This window comes from Pseudoalteromonas sp. SR41-7, assembly GCF_014163935.1.
In the GTDB taxonomy this organism is placed as follows: Bacteria; Pseudomonadota; Gammaproteobacteria; order Enterobacterales; family Alteromonadaceae; genus Pseudoalteromonas; species Pseudoalteromonas distincta.
On sequence record NZ_JACJEF010000002.1, the window covers coordinates 365,799 to 380,035 of the forward strand.

Annotated in this window: 19 protein-coding genes and 1 tRNA gene; 16 read left to right on the plus strand and 4 right to left on the minus strand. The window is 38.5% G+C overall.

The features are described from left to right. Positions 1-39 precede the first annotated feature (39 nt). The 9 genes from rpsF (at position 40) to alr (ending at position 6,233) form a co-directional block, all read left to right on the plus strand. Positions 40-381 carry a 30S ribosomal protein S6 gene (gene rpsF / locus H5092_RS04405; RefSeq protein WP_002962750.1) on the plus strand — a complete coding sequence of 114 codons (342 nt, stop codon included), beginning with the start codon at positions 40-42 and terminating at the stop codon, positions 379-381. 43 nt (positions 382-424) lie between these two features. Then, positions 425-742, plus strand: a complete 318-nt coding sequence (priB, locus tag H5092_RS04410; RefSeq protein WP_004588456.1) for a primosomal replication protein N — start codon at positions 425-427, stop codon at positions 740-742. A 12-nt stretch (positions 743-754) separates the two neighbouring features. Further along, entirely contained in the window at positions 755-982 is a 228-nt protein-coding gene (gene rpsR / locus H5092_RS04415) for a 30S ribosomal protein S18 (protein WP_002962753.1), read from the plus strand. Between the two features lie 35 nt (positions 983-1,017). After that, positions 1,018-1,470 carry a 50S ribosomal protein L9 gene (rplI, locus tag H5092_RS04420; protein WP_002962755.1) on the plus strand — a complete coding sequence of 151 codons (453 nt, stop codon included), beginning with the start codon at positions 1,018-1,020 and terminating at the stop codon, positions 1,468-1,470. A gap of 226 nt (positions 1,471-1,696) precedes the next feature. Further along, positions 1,697-2,245 (plus strand): RNA polymerase sigma factor, encoded by a 549-nt coding sequence (locus H5092_RS04425; RefSeq protein WP_182732959.1) that lies wholly within the window; start codon positions 1,697-1,699, stop codon positions 2,243-2,245. Then, the gene (locus H5092_RS04430) at positions 2,232-2,714 is read left to right on the plus strand and encodes a hypothetical protein (protein WP_024596807.1); all 483 of its coding nucleotides are present in this window, start codon (positions 2,232-2,234) and stop codon (positions 2,712-2,714) included. The genes H5092_RS04425 and H5092_RS04430 overlap by 14 nt, the downstream gene beginning before the upstream one ends. Before the next feature lie 9 nt (positions 2,715-2,723). After that, positions 2,724-3,662, plus strand: a complete 939-nt coding sequence (locus H5092_RS04435; protein ID WP_002963051.1) for a DUF4097 family beta strand repeat-containing protein — start codon at positions 2,724-2,726, stop codon at positions 3,660-3,662. Positions 3,663-3,774: 112 nt separating this feature from the next. Further along, positions 3,775-5,154 (plus strand): replicative DNA helicase, encoded by a 1,380-nt coding sequence (gene dnaB / locus H5092_RS04440; RefSeq protein WP_002963050.1) that lies wholly within the window; start codon positions 3,775-3,777, stop codon positions 5,152-5,154. After that, complete coding sequence (gene alr / locus H5092_RS04445; protein WP_024596806.1) at positions 5,154-6,233, plus strand: alanine racemase; 1,080 nt, start codon at positions 5,154-5,156, stop codon at positions 6,231-6,233. Before dnaB ends, alr begins: the two co-directional genes overlap by 1 nt. 31 nt (positions 6,234-6,264) lie before the next feature. Here alr and H5092_RS04450 read toward each other — a convergent pair whose 3' ends face one another. After that, positions 6,265-6,504, minus strand: a complete 240-nt coding sequence (locus H5092_RS04450; RefSeq protein ID WP_002963045.1) for a DUF2960 domain-containing protein — start codon at positions 6,502-6,504, stop codon at positions 6,265-6,267. A gap of 100 nt (positions 6,505-6,604) precedes the next feature. Between H5092_RS04450 and H5092_RS04455 the strand changes: the two genes are divergently transcribed. The 3 genes from H5092_RS04455 (at position 6,605) to H5092_RS04465 (ending at position 8,482) form a co-directional block, all read left to right on the plus strand. Beyond that, positions 6,605-6,856, plus strand: a complete 252-nt coding sequence (locus H5092_RS04455) for a hypothetical protein (protein WP_002963043.1) — start codon at positions 6,605-6,607, stop codon at positions 6,854-6,856. A gap of 198 nt (positions 6,857-7,054) precedes the next feature. Then, positions 7,055-7,672, plus strand: coding sequence for a nicotinamide riboside transporter PnuC (pnuC, locus tag H5092_RS04460; RefSeq protein ID WP_002963042.1), 618 nt, complete (start codon positions 7,055-7,057; stop codon positions 7,670-7,672). A 3-nt stretch (positions 7,673-7,675) separates the two neighbouring features. Continuing rightward, a complete protein-coding gene (locus tag H5092_RS04465) occupies positions 7,676-8,482 on the plus strand; it encodes a phosphotransferase (RefSeq protein WP_182732960.1) in 807 nt (268 codons plus the stop codon). Positions 8,483-8,485: 3 nt separating this feature from the next. On the opposite strand, the gene H5092_RS04470 is transcribed toward H5092_RS04465, so the two are convergent. Beyond that, on the minus strand, positions 8,486-8,668 hold the full coding sequence (locus H5092_RS04470) for a hypothetical protein (RefSeq protein WP_039490259.1): 183 nt from the start codon (positions 8,666-8,668) through the stop codon (positions 8,486-8,488). A 246-nt stretch (positions 8,669-8,914) separates the two neighbouring features. Here H5092_RS04470 and H5092_RS04475 point away from each other — a divergent pair. The 3 genes from H5092_RS04475 to H5092_RS04485 all read left to right on the plus strand — a co-directional run bounded on the left by H5092_RS04475 (position 8,915) and on the right by H5092_RS04485 (position 10,444). Next, positions 8,915-8,989: transfer RNA gene (locus tag H5092_RS04475), tRNA-Arg, on the plus strand. Between the two features lie 211 nt (positions 8,990-9,200). Next, positions 9,201-9,752: a DinB family protein gene (locus H5092_RS04480; protein WP_182715601.1), complete on the plus strand. Its 552-nt coding sequence runs from the start codon at positions 9,201-9,203 to the stop codon at positions 9,750-9,752. Next, the gene (locus H5092_RS04485) at positions 9,740-10,444 is read left to right on the plus strand and encodes an NRDE family protein (protein ID WP_002963038.1); all 705 of its coding nucleotides are present in this window, start codon (positions 9,740-9,742) and stop codon (positions 10,442-10,444) included. Before H5092_RS04480 ends, H5092_RS04485 begins: the two co-directional genes overlap by 13 nt. Before the next feature lie 106 nt (positions 10,445-10,550). On the opposite strand, the gene H5092_RS04490 is transcribed toward H5092_RS04485, so the two are convergent. Continuing rightward, positions 10,551-12,314, minus strand: a complete 1,764-nt coding sequence (locus H5092_RS04490; RefSeq protein WP_182732961.1) for a lysophospholipid acyltransferase family protein — start codon at positions 12,312-12,314, stop codon at positions 10,551-10,553. A gap of 336 nt (positions 12,315-12,650) precedes the next feature. Between H5092_RS04490 and H5092_RS04495 the strand changes: the two genes are divergently transcribed. Further along, a complete protein-coding gene (locus tag H5092_RS04495) occupies positions 12,651-13,865 on the plus strand; it encodes an HD-GYP domain-containing protein (protein WP_039490270.1) in 1,215 nt (404 codons plus the stop codon). On the opposite strand, the gene H5092_RS20600 is transcribed toward H5092_RS04495, so the two are convergent. Beyond that, complete coding sequence (locus H5092_RS20600) at positions 13,825-14,148, minus strand: hypothetical protein (RefSeq protein WP_310736003.1); 324 nt, start codon at positions 14,146-14,148, stop codon at positions 13,825-13,827. The two genes, H5092_RS04495 and H5092_RS20600, sit on opposite strands and share 41 nt — an antisense overlap. Positions 14,149-14,237: the final 89 nt, after the last annotated feature.

The window sequence follows — 14,237 nt, forward strand, 5'->3', positions numbered from 1 at the left end:
CGAAACGGTAGAAGGCTCTATTAACCGTAAGGAATATCCATGCGTCATTACGAAATCGTATTCATGGTTCACCCTGATCAGAGTGAGCAAGTAACTGGTATGATCGAACGTTATACTGGTTCTATCACTGAAGCTGGTGGTACTATCCACCGTCTTGAAGACTGGGGCCGCCGTCAACTGGCTTACCCAATCAACAAGCTTCATAAAGCTCATTATGTTCTTATGAACGTTGAAGCACCTACTGAAGTAATCAGCGAGCTAGAAACTACTTTCCGCTACAACGATGCAGTGCTTCGTAACTTAGTTATGCGTACTAAAAATGCTGTAACTGAAGCGTCTCCTCTTGCAAGAGAAGAGAAGAAAGAAGCACCAGCTGCTTAATTGTTTTGAGTCCTAGCATGGCATGTAGTCAGCAGTTATTATAATGGTTAGCCCATATATGAATCAGCTGGTTATATCTGGGGTAGTTTGTAAAACTCCCAAGTTTAGCCAAAGCCCTGCTGGCATCCCGCATTGTATTTTTGTTGTAGAACATAAATCAATGCAAACCGAAGCAGACCTTAACCGTAATAGTTATGTGAGGCTTCAGGTAGTTGCCAGTGGAAAGCAAATGCAACAACAGACTCAACATTTGCACGTTGGGCAGGCATTGCAAGTGAGTGGTTTTTTAAATCGCCACGAAGGTCGTAACGGCCTTAGCCAATTGGTTTTGCATGCTCAGCATATAGAAAGAATTATTTGAGGAATTAATCTCATGGCACGTTATTTCAGACGTCGTAAGTTCTGCCGCTTTAAAGCGGAAGGCGTACAACAAATCGATTACAAAGATCTAGCTACTCTTAGAAACTATGTTACAGAAAGTGGCAAAATCGTACCTAGCCGTATCACAGGTACTAGCGCTAAATACCAGCGCCAGCTAGCAACTGCTATTAAGCGTGCTCGCTACTTAGCCCTTCTTCCATACACTGACTTACATAAGTAAGCAGCGGATTAACAGTTTTTAAAAGGTGTAGAAACATGCAAGTTATTCTACTAGATAAGATCGCTAACCTAGGTAGCCTAGGTGAACAGGTTGTAGTTAAATCTGGTTTCGCACGTAACTTCCTTTTCCCGCAAGGTAAGGCAGTTCCTGCGACTAAAGCTAACATTGAAACGTTTGACGCTCGTCGTGCAGAACTTGAAGCGAAAATCGCTGAACAGTTAGTTGCTGCACAAGCACGCGCTGAAAAACTAGAAGCATTAGCAGAAGTTACATTAGTATCTAAAGCTGGTGACGAAGGTAAGTTATTCGGTTCAATCGGTACTCGTGACATCGCTGACGCTATCTCAGCTGTTGGTGTTGAAGTTGCTAAGTCAGAAGTTCGTTTGCCTCTAGGTACTATCCGTGAGACTGGTGAATTTGACGTATCAATTTCAGTTCACTCAGACGTAACGGCTACTATCAAAGTAATCGTAATCGCTGAAGCTTAATTTTTAATTAAGCTAAAAAAGCCGTGCTATTAGCACGGCTTTTTTGTGCCTATAATTTGGCTAACTTCATTAGTTGAGGGCACAATTTAATACAACCTCGCATAAGCCACTTTTTATTCAATTATTTTTTCATTCCTTTTAAACCTTTTCGAACTGTCATTACGTCTAACTTATTAATACACTTAAATAGCAACTCAACAATAATAATTAAAAGGCGGCATCACGGATGTTACACGTTAAACCCGAACCAACGCCTTTGTGCGAAGCTGCACTCATTGAGCGAGTTAAATCGGGTGATCAAGGCGCATACACAACGCTTTATGAGTTACATATAAAACGAGTATACGGTTTATGTTTGCGCTTATTAGCAGACCAAGCACACGCTGAAGACGCCGCCCAAGAGGTATTTGTACAGGTATGGCATAAAATAGCATTGTTTGATGGGCGTTCGCAGTTTTCTACTTGGCTATATAGTGTTGCCAGTAATGTAGCGATAAGTTACCTGCGCAAGCAAAAAAACTGGTTACAAAAAGTAGTAAGTATTGAACTCAGCGGTATGGATGAGCAATCAGCTAACGACTGCAAAGGCTTAAATGGCCTCGATAAGTTAATAGTAAGGCTTCCTGAGCGCGCACGTATGGTATTTGTATTATTTGCTATTGAAGGTTACAGGCACGAGGAAATCGCGGAGCAATTAAGTATGGCTGTTGGTTCAAGTAAGTCACAATATCATCGTGCTAGGCAGTTATTACAAGAGTGGTATGAAAATGAGTAAACCAAACTTTAACGACTACTTAAATAAGTCATTAAACACGCTTGATAAAGAAATTACGCCACAAAAAGATTTATGGGCGGGGATTGAGCGAGCAATTGTTAATAATAAGCAGAACCCAAACAGCACTATTATTTGGCCAAAACTAACGGCAATAGCAGCGTGTACTGTGGCTGCTTTAATTGCTGTTAATATATTTGTTATAGCACCTGAACCACAGCCCGTAGTGGCTATAAGTGATTACTTTTCGGCTCAAAAAAATAGTTTGTTAGTTGAATACGAAAATAAAGAAGCATTAACCACTAACTGGCAAACGCAACTACAAGAACTTGAAGAAGCTGAGCAAGCAATAAAGCAAGCTCTTGAAAACGAACCACAAAACCAAGCGCTACTGACAATGTTAGCGCAAATATATCAACAACAACTTGATTTAATTAACAAGGTGCACGCGCCACGTTGGCAGCACATTTAGGAGTACGATATGAAAGCGATTTTATTAGGACTGAGCTTATTTCCACTGGCGGCATTTGCGGGTGAAAAAATAGATAAGCAAATAGACGTACCAAGTGGCGGCACTATTTTTATTGAAAACCAACGCGGTGATATACATATTACAGGCTGGGATAAAAACGAATTTAAAGTATCTGGCGAGCTTGATGATAAAGCACAGGGTTATGAGCTTAAAACAAGTGGTGATAAAACCCAGTTTATTGTAAAAATGCCCCGTAAATCAAATTGGGGCAATAGTGGTGACGGCTCAAACCTAACTATATTTATGCCTAAAAGCAGTAGTTTAGAGTTTGCTGGCGTTAATGTATCGGTGACTGCAAAGGAGCTTAAAAACGGCGCTGAAGTTGATGTGGTTAACGGCGAAATTACGGTAGATGATATTACTGGCAACATTAAGCTCACCACTGTAAATGGTGATGTGAACGCTGAGAACTTAAACGGGAATATTCAGTTTGAAACCGTAAATGGTGAAATTAACGATAGGCAATCAAGTGGTGAGCTGCGTTTTAGCGCTGTTAATGGTGATATTAAATCAACTTCAAGCGCTAATGATGTACGCCTTGAAAACGTAAATGGCGATATAGAATTTACGCTATCGGCTATTAAAAACCTACGTATTAATACGGTCAATGGTGAAGCAGAAGTACAGATTAACGAGCTTTTAAAAGGCGGTGATGTACGTTTTGAATCAGTAAGTGGTGATGCCGACTTTTATTTCCCACAAAGTGTATCAGCAAAGTTTGAAATTAAAGCCCATGCTAATGGTAAAATCATTAACAAAGTCAGTAGTGACAAAGTCAGTAAAGCTAAATATGGCCCAGCCAGTGATTTAGAGTTTAGTATCAATGGCGGTAATGCAAATGTTGAAATGGATACCATTAGTGGACGAATAGAGCTTCGTACCAAATAACACTCATTCCCCATCACGATTACAAAAAGCAGGAAAGATTTCCTGCTTTTCTATTTGCACAGCCCCTGCAAGTCGATAGAATAGAGCCATTCAATTTTACTACTGTGAAGTTATGGCCAAACCAGATAAGCAAGTCGATACTCTTAAAGTTCCTCCCCATTCAATAGAAGCTGAACAATCTGTTTTAGGTGGCTTAATGCTTGATAACCAAGCTTTTGACCGCGTAGCTGAGCTTGTTGTATCACAGGATTTTTATACCCGCACGCACAAGTTAATTTTTGAGGCGATGACGGCACTTGCTGAGATTGGCGATCCGATAGATTTAATCACTATTTCTGAAAGTTTAGAAAAAAATAATAAACTTGCAGGTATTGGGGGTTTTGCTTACTTAGCCGAAATTGCTAAAAATACGCCAAGTGCAGCCAACATTGATGCCTACGCAAACATTGTACGTGAGCGTGCTGTTGTACGTGAAATGATTGGCGTGGCAAATGAAATAGCCGAAGCGGGTTTTAATACCGAAGGGCGTACTAGTCACGACCTACTCGATTTTGCCGAAAGCAAAGTATTTAAAATTGCCGAGCAACGTACAAAAAGTACGGAAGGCCCGCAAAGTATTCATAACATACTCGAAAAAACCGTTGATAAAATAGAAGAGCTTTATCAATCGCCACAAGATGGTGTAACGGGTGTAAGTACAGGTTATGCCGATCTTGATAAAATGACGACGGGCCTGCAACCGTCTGACTTAATTATTGTTGCAGCGCGTCCTTCAATGGGTAAAACCACCTTTGCGATGAATCTTGCAGAACATGCCGCAATGACTCAAGACAAACCCGTGCTAATTTACTCGCTAGAGATGCCTTCAGAACAAATTATGATGAGGATGTTAGCGTCTCTTGGCCGTATTAACCAAACTAAGGTACGTACAGGTCAGTTAGATGATGACGATTGGGCGCGACTTTCATCAACAATGGGCTTGTTGATGGAAAAAGGCAAAATGTATGTTGATGATGCCTCGGGCTTAACACCTACCGATGTTCGCTCTCGTGCACGTCGTATTGCGCGTGACCACGGCGGCATTAGTATGATCATGGTCGATTACTTGCAGCTAATGCGCGTACCTAGCCTTGCTGATAACCGAACGCTTGAAATTGCTGAAATTTCGCGTTCACTTAAATCACTAGCAAAAGAGCTAAAATGTCCGGTTGTTGCGCTTTCGCAGCTAAACCGTACGCTAGAGCAACGTGCCGATAAACGCCCAATTAACTCAGATTTACGTGAGTCAGGGTCGATAGAGCAGGATGCCGATTTAATCATGTTTATTTACCGTGACGAAGTTTACAACGAAGACAGTACTGATAAAGGTATTGCTGAGATTATCATAGGTAAACAACGTAACGGCCCAATTGGTAAAGTGCGTTTAACATTCCAAGGTCAATTTTCTCGCTTTGATAATTACGCGGGACCAGCGGTAGATGACGATTACTAATGCGCTTAGCGACTGCTGAAATTAACTTAACGGCACTTGCGCATAATTTAGCGCAAGTTAAGGGCTTTGCACCTAACAGCAAAGTGATGGCGGTGCTAAAAGCAAATGCTTACGGGCATGGATTAGTAACGATTGCGCAGCATTTAAATAATGCTGACGCATTTGCTGTGGCACGTATAGATGAAGGGCTTGCCCTTCGAGCTGGGGGCTTAACAAAACCAATTGTTTTACTAGAAGGCTTTTTTAACAAAGCCGACTTACCGATTCTGCTCGCCAACAATTTTCAAACTATTATTCACGATGAGTACCAATTAGCGGCGCTTGAAAAAGCAAAGCTAGATGCACCAATAACATGCTGGTTAAAAGTAAATACAGGTATGCATCGATTAGGTATTGCGCCAGAGCAGTTTGAAGCCTTTTATAGCCGCTTGCAAAAAACACCTAACGCTAAAAATACCGTTAATTTAATGACCCACTTTTCGTGTGCTGATGACGTTGATAATGCTAAAACGGTTCAGCAAATTACGTTGTTTGATAATTTAGTGAATGGTATTGACCAAGCGCATTGTTTATCAAATTCGGCTGGTATTATTGCCTGGCCGAGCGGTCATGGCGATTGGGTGCGTCCTGGGCTTATGTTATATGGTGTATCGCCAATGGCAAATAGTATTGGGCAGCAACACAAATTAAAACCAGTTATGCGCTTAACTACGCGCGTAATTGCAGTGCGAGATGTGCCTGCTAATGAAGCCGTTGGGTATGGTGGTCGTTGGAAAAGCGATAAACCAACCAAGTTAGCTGTTGTAGCTATGGGTTATGGCGATGGTTATCCTCGGCATGCTAAAGAGGGGACACCGGTAATAATTGGTGAGCAGCGTTATGGTATTGTAGGTAGCGTAGCTATGGACATGATCAGCGTTGATATAGGCGCTAATGAGCATAATATTAAAGTTGGCGACAGAGTCACTATGTGGGGCCCTGAGCTACCAGTTGAAGAAATAGCACTGTGCGCTGATACTATTCCTTACGAGCTATTATGTAATATTACACCACGCGTAAGTTATGAGTATCAGCCATAGTTAGTTTTTAGCGTATACCAATTGGGTATAATTACTCTTTTATAAAGTAAATGTCGCTAAAGCCCATACGGGCAAATTCTTGGTCGCGAAAGTTACGAACAGAAGCAGACCCTTTTGAGGTCATTTCTATTTGGCGTACCATATTTAAGTAATTTGTTAAATCAATACCCTCGGCAGCAGCAATAGCTTGATACATGTCGTGGTATTTATCTTTTGCGAAGTTAATTTCGCGCGGTTGGTTTTTAAATGTATACGTTATTCTGCGTGCCATAATAAGCTCAGTTAAATTGAGTGTTAGTATAATTTTACACTGTATTGAACTGGCATTGAATGATTTGTTTAAATCAAATAATTAAAAAGTAGAGTTTAAAATGAAATTATCAGTAGAGATCAGTAAATATCCACTTCACCAAGATTACATTCCGTTTATTAAAGGCTTTATTGACCGCTTAAACGAATACGAAAATTTAAAAGTGATTACTAATACGCTATCAACGCAAATTTTTGGTGATTATGATTTAGTAATGCAGGTGTTAAATACCGAAATTAAGCGCTCATATGAAGAATTTGGTAAAGCTATTTTTGTATGCAAGTTTCTCTCTGGCGACTTATCGCCTGAATAATCTATAATACCAATCTGCATAAATATTTGATCAATTTAACGAATTAAATTGCACTATAACGTCGTTAAAATTTTTTATTTAGAACAACTAGATACAAAAATTTTGCCTAGTTTTAGCGTGATTTTCTTAACGTTAAATAGACCCCGTATATAAGCAGATTGGTATAACAAATGGCCAACTAAACGGTGATTGCATAATATGGACTTTTTAACACAAACCTTAAGCGGTTTTACAGCAATGTCGCATTGGGAATACATTGCGGTAGGATTGTCGATGGCGTACTTATTATTGGCAATAAAGGAAAGCTTATGGTGTTGGCCGGCGGCATTTTTTAGCACGCTCATTTATACAATTATGTACTGGAATGGCGCATTGCTCATGGAGTCGTTACTTAATTTTTATTATATGTATATGGCTGTGTTTGGATGGGTTGTATGGAGAAAAGGCAAAGCTGAAAATTTAAATATTACATCGTGGTCGATAAACCGTCATGCTGTTTTAATTAGTTTAACAACCGTAGCTGCAATTACAATTGGTTACGTTATGCAAAACTATACGCATGCCGATTTTGCTTACCTTGATAGTTTCACAACGTGTTTTGCCGTAGTAACTACTTACTTAGTTGCTAAAAAAGTCCTCGAAAACTGGCTGTACTGGATTGTAATAGATGCAGCTTCCATGTATTTATATTATGAAAAAGGCTATTACCCAACGCTTGCGCTCTTTATATTTTATACCATTATGGCCGCGTGGGGCTTTAAAACTTGGTACGAAGAGTACGAACAAAGCCAAGCTAAGCCGCTAGCTCAGCTTTAATTAATGATTGAGCATAATCAGCTAGTAAAAATGTGTAGGGCGTTTATAGAGCCTACTAGCGTTACTTCAAGCGAGCGACTACTAAATGGTTTTAGTAACGATAATTTTTTAATACGTACCAAACAACAAGGGTATTTATTAAAGTGTTATAAAAGCCATTGGCCAGCCATAGGACTTGAAGCACAGCGTTTTTTAAGTGAGCTTAATATATGTCCTGCGCCTGTTTGGCTCGATAAAAAGAATAGCCGTGCGGTATTTAATTATATTGAAGGTAATACAGCGCAATCGGATATAACGCTTAGCTTTATTAATAAACTTGCTCAAGTGCACAATTACAAAGTGTCTACCGCGCCAATGGATATAGCTAAAGAGCTGCATTTTTATCAAAGCACCGGCGTATATACGCAATATAAACCTCAAATAGAGCAGGCACTCAAAGTAGTTGCAGCCATGCAATTTGATGAAGGCTTTTGTCATAATGACTTGGTAAAAGATAACATTATTGTAAATGCTTCGGGCATGTATTTAATTGATTTTGAGTACGCGCAAACTAACGATGTATATTTTGATTTGGCAGCCCTTGCAGTGAGCTTTAATCTTAATGAGAGCAGTGACAGTACATTGTTAAACAACTATAAAAATAGCGTTGATAAAACAAGCACGTTTTACCCATCAATAGATAAGCTAAATTACTATAAACTGTTTTTTTTGGTGTTATGTATTGCTTGGTATGAGGAGCGCAACATAACTAGTAAATCTATAATGTTACGTGCGCAGCTAAATAAACTTGTTACTAATACTTTTTTATAAAAGTTACAAACCACCAAAGCGTTCAGCGAGCTCTTTGTACTTTGTTACTTCGGCCGCATCAAATTGTGGTTCGCCATTCTCGTCTTCAGATTTAGCAATTAATAAACTTTCTCTAGAGAGACGTTTTACACGCTCTACTTTTACACCTAAAAATTCAGCGACTTGCTCAGTAGACATTAAACTCATTATTATTTCCTCGTATTAAACTAATCCTCACAGCGACAATCATAATTTTAATGTTACTAAACCGTTACTGTTTCTTATCTAATAAGAATAAATAGCGTGTTTTTAAGCCTTTGTGAAGTGTTTTATTTAAAAGAGTTTAATTAATAAGCATATAAGCTGATCTTACTGGTATTTATTTAAAGATCTCTTTATCATTGCGGGTGCTAAAGCACTGATATCGCGAGTTGGTGTGGCGGCAACAAATGTGCTCTCGTGGTGAAATGGATATCACGTGGCCCTCCGGAGGCTGAGTTGTAGGTTCGATCCCTACCGAGAGCGCCATTTGCTTTTATATGTATTAATTATCCTCTCTATATTACCTAGCTTCTTATTAATTACTCTTGTATTTAAAAATGCATTTACTGCAAAAACTTTGAAAGTTAATTTTAAAAACAGCTTTCTAGTTATTTATACAATGCAAAATTAGCATCCAAAAATCATGTTGTAATTATTTGCATATAAGTTTTAGTGATAAATGAGGAAGACCGATTTAATGTTAAATAGTCAATTAGAGATACTAGCTCAAGGACACGCTTATCTTGAAGGTGTAACTAAAGAGGACTATTCCCAAGTCATCACTCCTAACTTTATTAGCTCGGCTGGAGCTCATATGCGACATATTATCGATCATTATCAATCTTTAATGACCGGCTTTAGCACGCAAAAAGTAGATTATGATTGCCGCTTAAGAGGAGGAGATATTGAAAACTCTCCAACTGCTGCAATAAAAAAAATTGCCGAAATAACAACGTGGATTGAACAGCTAAGTCCAGATGATTTTAATAAACCGTTATCACTTTCAAGCGAAGTTTCAATTAAAAGCAAAAATGTACAAACAGTAACCACATCACTTGCGCGAGAGCTTATTTTTGTAGGCAGTCACGCTGTGCACCATTACGCGATGATTTCACAAATTTCTTTTGCTCAAAAGTCGCAGCTCGATCAAAGCTTTGGTTTAGCACCAAGTACAGCTACTTTTTTAAGAGAAAATAGCCAGCCAGCCAGCACAACCAAAATCGATGCAAAATTAAAATGTGCACGTTAAGCTACTTTTTAACTGATGATGGCTACGAGCTATTTTTTAATCGCGATGAGCAAAAAACACGAGAAACGGCAATCGCTCCAAGTAAGCACCAGGGCAATGCAATTTTCCCCATTGATCCGCAAGGAGGAGGTACTTGGCTTGGGGTATCGCATTTTGGGCAAACACTCGCATTATTAAACGATTACCAAAGTGTATTTGATATAACTGCGGTAAAGCATAGTAGAGGTTTGTTAATCCCTCATTTACTGAGCAATAAAGCCCCTGCATTGTACCAATTACAAAACATGGATTTATCGGGCTACGCGCCTTTTAAGTTATGTATTTTTCCGGATGGACTATCGATAAATAACAATAACGTGGTTTTTGTTAGGTGGGATGCAAAGCAGTTGATCCACTGCCAAGTTGAACCACTTGCTACGTCATCAGGTGTTGAGCTTGAAACGGTGACACAAAAACGTAAACAACAATTTAAGCAACTTATTGATTTAAGACATCCTGAAAGTGAGCAGTTTTTAGCGTTTCATTACAGTAAAGCCGAACAAGGGCAATATGGCGTAAATATGCTAAGGGAAGATGCAATGACGGTCAGTATTAGCCATATTAAAGTTGGTAACACTATACGTTTTAATTATTTTGATAAGCAGTCTCAGCTCATTAGTAGCATTGGTTGTTTAAAAGTGGCTGCTGCTTAACTAAATATTTTTATAGCTGTTACATAACTAAAAAAGTCGACGCAATTAATAGCGTCGACTTTTTTTGCTCAATTTTTACCTGCTATATTAATACAGCAGGTAAAAATTATGAGTGATTTATATAATCATCCTTTTTATCACCAAGGTAGAGCTTAAGTAGCTTTTCAGGCGCACTTGGTAGGTGCACACTTAAAAGTAATCCTGGCGTGTGATTAAAGTTGCTATCAATGCCCATGCAATGAAATTGAGCGCCTAGCTTATGGTATTGCTTTAATAAAATCGGTATGTCTTTTTTATCTTCTTCTATTCCCATAACCAATGCTGATACATGGCCTATGTTTAACGTGTGGTCATTAATAAAGTCTTCAAACTCTGGGTGGAGCTTATTATTAAAAGGCGTATTGGCGCTAACACCTTGTTTATTATTAACCATTGCATGGTCAATAATTGCAACAGAACGAGGGTCATAAAGTTTACTTAATGAAACAGTGCCATATAAAGTCCTATAGCGTGGATTTTGCGCCATAAATGCACCAATCCCTTTAAATAGCAGCAATAAACCATGGTAACTGCCCTGATGCTTTTGAACTATAAACGATCGACCCATTTCTAAGCACGGCTGTTGCTGATTAATAAAAGAAGGTTCAAAGTTAAACATTTGCGATAAATAAAGAGCGCTCACGTCGCTATTTTTTTGTAATAAATCGGTTTGTCCAATTCTATAAGCACCAATAATTTCTTCATTTTTATGATCAAAAATAAACAAATGCATGTAAGTCGCATCAAACTTATCTGTGTCGCATGGCTCGCCACTTCCTTCGTTTAATGTGCGAAAAGTTATTTCTCTGAGGCGTGTTATTTCAGTAACGCAATTAGGTATTTGCTCTTGGTAGCCGTAATAAACTGAGTAACCTTTAAAGTCGACTAAGTGCTGCTCGCTTGGCAAGTTAGCAAGCTCATTTTTCATTTTTGTTTTATCAACTTCCTGCATAATGGCTTTGAGCTGTGTTGATTGGTTATCCTCTTGCCAAGGCGTTACAAAGCGCTCATCGTTTAAGTAACATTGCAAGCGCGCAAGTGCGTTTATGTCGTCAGTTTTTTCAAACTTATTTAATAATTTGGGTGTAAGTAAATTACCAGCGCTTAAGCTAATAGAGCTTTTTTGAATTTTAAGTAATTCGCGTATTAGCATTAATAATCTAAATCGGTAGTAAACACGCCCCAAGTTATAAAAGGTTGAGCTATTCTGACCGCTAATAAATACAGGCAATAAAGGAGCTTGTGTTTTTAAAGCTAGTTGAGCGGCTAAGCGATTCCATTGCCCGTCAGTTACACGCTGTTTTTCTGATTGAAAAAATGACACTCTTCCCGCTGGAAAAACCACAAGTAAGCCATCATTTTTAACATGACTAAAACACTGTTTTATTGCGCTGGTATTAATGGCTGCTTTTGGTTTTAGTGGGTTAGCAAAAATAAAATAGTCTTTAATTTCTTTAAATATTTTTAAACCCACGTTAGCCATTACTTTTGTATCGCTACGATAATGGGTGAGTAAATTTGCAATTATTACGCCCTCAATCATGCCATAAGGATGATTACATACCACTATGCAAGGGCCATGCTTTGGTATTTTGTCAATAACACCTTGTGCACCAAGCACATTTATACCTAATACATTTAACAGCTTTTCACTAAACTCTTGTTTATCTAAACCCGATAAATTATTAGAGAGGTATATATCACGCAGCTTATTGATGCCCAATAGGCTATCGAGCAGCGGAGCGGCTATTTTTAGTATATGACTCAAAGGAGAAACGGTGCTTATTGCCGCTACACTTAAGTTTGATACGGGGTGGTTTAATTTTGTCATATACGTTGATGCTCTTAAATTTTTATAGCTGTTGTGTATATTTAGACCGAGGAAAAACCACATTATGTTCAAATTAGGTTAATTAAGTTTGTTTAAAAGCGTAAAAATAATACTCAAATAGTCTTTTAAGTGCTAAATGGTTGTAGGTTATTAAGAAAATAGAAGAGGGTTTTAATTATCCATAAAATAAGGTTACCCACTACAGCTAATAAGAGTGATACAGCAAGTAATCCTTTGTAGTTATATATCACTACTTACAACTCAAAAACTAGACTTTTAAGCTTAATTAATGCTATTTAAGGTACATCTACTTTAAATGTAAAAAATCTCACCTTTATGCTAATTACTTTGCCTGTGTCTGAGCTCACCCCTGGTATGTACGTTGATAGCGTTACTAAGCAACACGAGGGGATCAATAGCATAAAAATTAAGACCAGTGGCTTGGTGCGCGACAAATCTATTATTAAGCGTTTAGTGTCTGAAGGGGTGCTCGAGCTGCTTATAGATTTTACTAAAGGTGATGCGCCAGTTCCTGCCAAATATAAGCCCCAAAGCGCACCTAAAACATCTAATAGCCAAAAAAAAGTAGAAAAAACACCTATAGCTATTTCTATCGAACAGGAGTTTGCTAAAGCGACTGTAAATTACGATCAGCATGGCCGAAAGTTACAATCATTATATGGTGATTTAACATCTGGCCTGAGTGTTAATATAAAAGTGCTTGATGAAATTGCCAGCGAGATAGTCAGCTCAGTTTTTCGTAATGCTAACGCTATGACTATTCTTACTCGTATAAAAGACAAACATAGCTATAACTGGCGGCATATGATCAACTGCGCCATTTTTACTGCTGTATTTGCTAAATACTTAGGGTATGAAAAGGCTGTTGTACAAGAGCTTGCAATGGGGGCGTTACTTCATGACTTAGGCCAAGCTAAATTACCGCAGGGTATATTTTCCAAGCCAACTAAACTAAGTAATAACGAGCTAGCAGCAATTAAAAAGCATGTTGCCCAAGGTTTAGGTTTAGTTAAAGGTGAGAAGGGTATAACTCCCCTTATGCTCGATATGATAGTAAATCATCATGAGCGTTTAGATGGCTCTGGTTATCCGCGAGGCCTGCAGGCTGAAAAGTTAAGTCGCCCGGCGCGTATAATGGCAATTGTAGATGTGTACGATGCTATGACAGCCGATAGAATGCACCAAGAGGGTGATGAGCCTATTAATGCATTACGCTACTTATTAGCCAATAAACACTTGTTTGATGGTGAACTAGTTCAGCGCTTTATAAAGTGCTTGGGGGTCCATCCGGTAGGGACTATTGTAAAATTAACGAATGAACGTTTAGCCTTAGTGCTTGAGGGGAACGTATTAAATCCTATAAAACCTAAAATTAAGCTATTTTATAATGCTAAGCACAATCATCATGTTACACCTAAAGACATAGATTTAAGTGAGCACACCCAAGAGCTTAAAATACTAGCAAGTGTTAAGCCTCTTGATTATCAGATTAATTTGTCTCGCCTGCTAAAAGAGCATTTGTTGAACTAGTTTTACTGCATTGCCTTTTTTTAGTTTGTTTTGCAGAAATAAACGCACCCAAAAAACAACTCCCCATCAGTGTTAACCATAGCAAAGTACCTAACTCTACATGCAATGCAAAACAACAAAGCGTTAAAGAAATCAACGCATTTAACATTGCCCCTAACCAATAATGGTTTACGGGGTTATCGCATTGTCCTGCTTGAGTGCATGCGCAGTAATTTGCTTTGTAAAAGCAAAATACACTCGCCCCACAAAATATTAGCCCTGTAATAATAAATAAAATGATCACAGTTTTACTTCCTTTGCGATTTTATAGTGAGTGTAATTTGCTATATATTTCAAGTCAATCTAAATGATAATTAATTACAATTAGAGCTT